Genomic DNA, 2,354 nt, shown 5'->3' with positions numbered 1-2,354 from the left:
GGGGGCCCTGGCCACCCCCCGCGTTTTTGTGGTTCAACCCCACCGTCGGGGTCCGGACGTTTGTTTTTTTAGGTTGGGGGCGGGGGGGCCCTGGGCCCCCCGGCACCCCCCTGGAGGGCGCGCCTCCCGTTGGTCGGCGCGCGGGCCCCGACCAACGGGAGGGGGCCCCAGGTGCAGGGGGTCTGGGGGACCAGCGTGGTCCCCCAGGACTTTTTCGGCATGACCCTTCTTCTCTTCCTCGCGATCCTCGACGGCCTCGCCTATGCGGCGCAGGTGTTCATGGTCGCCGTCGGCCTGACGCTCATTTTCGGCGTGCTGCGCATCCTCAATGTCGCGCACGGCAGCTTCTTCGCGATCGGCGGCTACGTCGCCGCCACCCTCGGCGCCTGGGCTGCCGCCACTGCCGCCGCGCCCGTGCTCGCGCTCCCTGTTTTGCTCCTTGCCGCCGTGCTGGTCGGCGGCGTGCTCGGCCCGATCATCGAGCGGCTGATCCTCTCGCGCATCTACGTCAAGGAGCATGTGCTCCAGCTTCTTGTCACCTTCGCGCTGTTCATGATCCTTGAGGACATCCAGAAGCTCACCTGGGGCGTGCAGCCGATCTTCCAGGACGCGCCGGTGCGCGTGCTGGGGCAAGTCGAGGTCGGCGACATCATCTACACCGCCTACCAGCTCTATCTGCTGCCGGGGGTGGCGCTCGCGACCCTGCTCGGGCTGATGTGGTTCCTCCGCCGGACGCTGACCGGCCGCGTGATCGTCGCCGTGACCGAGGATCGCGAGGCCGCCACCGCCATGGGGATCGACGCCAACCGCGTCTACCTGCTCACCTTCACCTTCGGCACGATGCTGGCCGCGCTCGGCGGCGCGCTCGCTTCGCCGACCACCAGCCTCGTGCCTGGTGTGGGCGTGAACATGATTGTGCTCTCCTTTGCCGTGGTCGCGACCGCGGGGCTCGGCCAGATCGAGGGCGCGATGCTGACAGCGCTGCTGATCGGGCTGGGGCGGTCGGTCGCGGTCTATTTCGCACCCGAGTTCGAGGTGGTGATTCCCTACATCATCATGGTGGCGGTCCTGCTCGTCCGGCCGCATGGGCTGTTCGGCAAGCCCGAGCTGAGGCGCGTCTGATGGATCGTCGCCTTGCCCTGCCGGCCTTTGCCGGCGCCGCGCTGGTCATCGGGCTCGCCGCCGGCGCGCCGTGGCTCAAGTTCGTCTTCACGATCGCGCTCGCCAAAGGGCTTGCGGTGACGGGCATCCTGCTACTGCTGCGTGCGGGACAGGTGAGCTTCGGCCACGCGCTCTACATCGCCGTCGGCGCCTACACGGTGGCGTTTGCCCGCCCGCATGTCGGCGAGATGCTGCTGCTGCTGCCGCTTGCCGCAGCCGCCGGATCGATCGTCGGGTTTGCGGTCGGGCTGTTCGTCGCGCGCTACCGCGACATCTTCTTCGGGATGCTGAACCTCGCCTTCTCGATGGTGTTCTACTCGCTGCTCGAGAAGCTCTACGAGTACACCAAGGGCACCGACGGTATCCGTGTGGAACGTCCGACCATCGCCGGGATCGCGCTCGATCGTGTGGACTACGAGTGGACGATGCTGATCGGCGGGCTCGGGCTCGCGCTGACGCTCGGCTGGCTTGTCTCGCGATTCCTCCTTTCGCCGCTTGGCCAGGCCCTGCCGGCGATCAAGACGCGTGAGACCCGGCTCGAATTCGCCGGCATCTCGGCCAAGCGCGTGCTGCTGGTCGCCTATGTGATCTCGGCGACACTTGCCGGCCTCGGTGGCGGGATCATCGCCTGCACCACGATGCATGTGACGCCGCTGCTCTCGTACTGGACCCACTCCGGAGAACTCGTGTTCATCGCGATCCTCGGCGGTGGTGGCAGCGTGCTGGGGCCGTATCTCGGTGCGGTCGCCTATGAGCTGGTGCGGGTCTATGCGGCCGCAGCCTTCCCCGATGGCTGGCAGATGATCCTCGGCGCGGTGCTGCTGCTGATCATCCTGTTCGCGGCGCGCGGGCTCTGGGGCATCTACGAGGACATCGTGCTGCGCAAGGGCCGGCGCGCATGACCGCGCCGCTGCTCTCGGCCAAGGGCCTGAAGATCGCGTTCGGCGGCGTGAAGGCGGCCGACGGCATCGACCTCGACATCGCGCCGGGCGAGCTCGTCGCCATCATCGGCCCGAACGGCGCGGGCAAGACCACCTTCATCAACATGACCACCGGCTATCTGCGCCCGCAGGCCGGTCACATCCATTTCGACGGCGCCGAGATCACCGGGTTGCCGCCGCGCACGATCGTTCGTCGCGGCATCGCGCGCAGCTTTCAGATCCCGCAGCTTTTCACCGAGCACACGGTGATCG

General features: G+C 67.8%; 3 protein-coding genes. All 3 read left to right on the top strand.

All coding sequences use genetic code 11. The features are described from left to right. Positions 1-219 precede the first annotated feature (219 nt). Positions 220-1,122 (top strand): branched-chain amino acid ABC transporter permease, encoded by a 903-nt coding sequence (locus tag ACTIFU_RS23445; RefSeq protein WP_439580744.1) that lies wholly within the window; start codon positions 220-222, stop codon positions 1,120-1,122. Further along, entirely contained in the window at positions 1,122-2,063 is a 942-nt protein-coding gene (locus ACTIFU_RS23440; RefSeq protein ID WP_439580743.1) for a branched-chain amino acid ABC transporter permease, read from the top strand. The genes ACTIFU_RS23445 and ACTIFU_RS23440 overlap by 1 nt, the downstream gene beginning before the upstream one ends. Then, positions 2,060-2,354, top strand: a 295-nt coding sequence (locus ACTIFU_RS23435; RefSeq protein WP_439580742.1) for an ATP-binding cassette domain-containing protein, incomplete at its 3' end; no start/stop codon positions are given. The genes ACTIFU_RS23440 and ACTIFU_RS23435, both read left to right, overlap by 4 nt.

Origin of the sequence: Elioraea sp. (assembly GCF_051860475.1) — a bacterium.
Lineage (GTDB): Bacteria > Pseudomonadota > Alphaproteobacteria > Acetobacterales > Acetobacteraceae > Elioraea.
This window is presented reverse-complemented; position numbering and strand designations above follow the sequence as displayed.

Excerpts from the sequence above, each read along its gene's own strand:
- ACTIFU_RS23445 (WP_439580744.1), top strand. The coding sequence starts at position 220 with ATGACCCTTCTTCTCTTCCTCGCGATCCTCGACGGCCTCGCCTATGCG.
- ACTIFU_RS23440 (WP_439580743.1), top strand. The coding sequence starts at position 1,122 with ATGGATCGTCGCCTTGCCCTGCCGGCCTTTGCCGGCGCCGCGCTGGTC.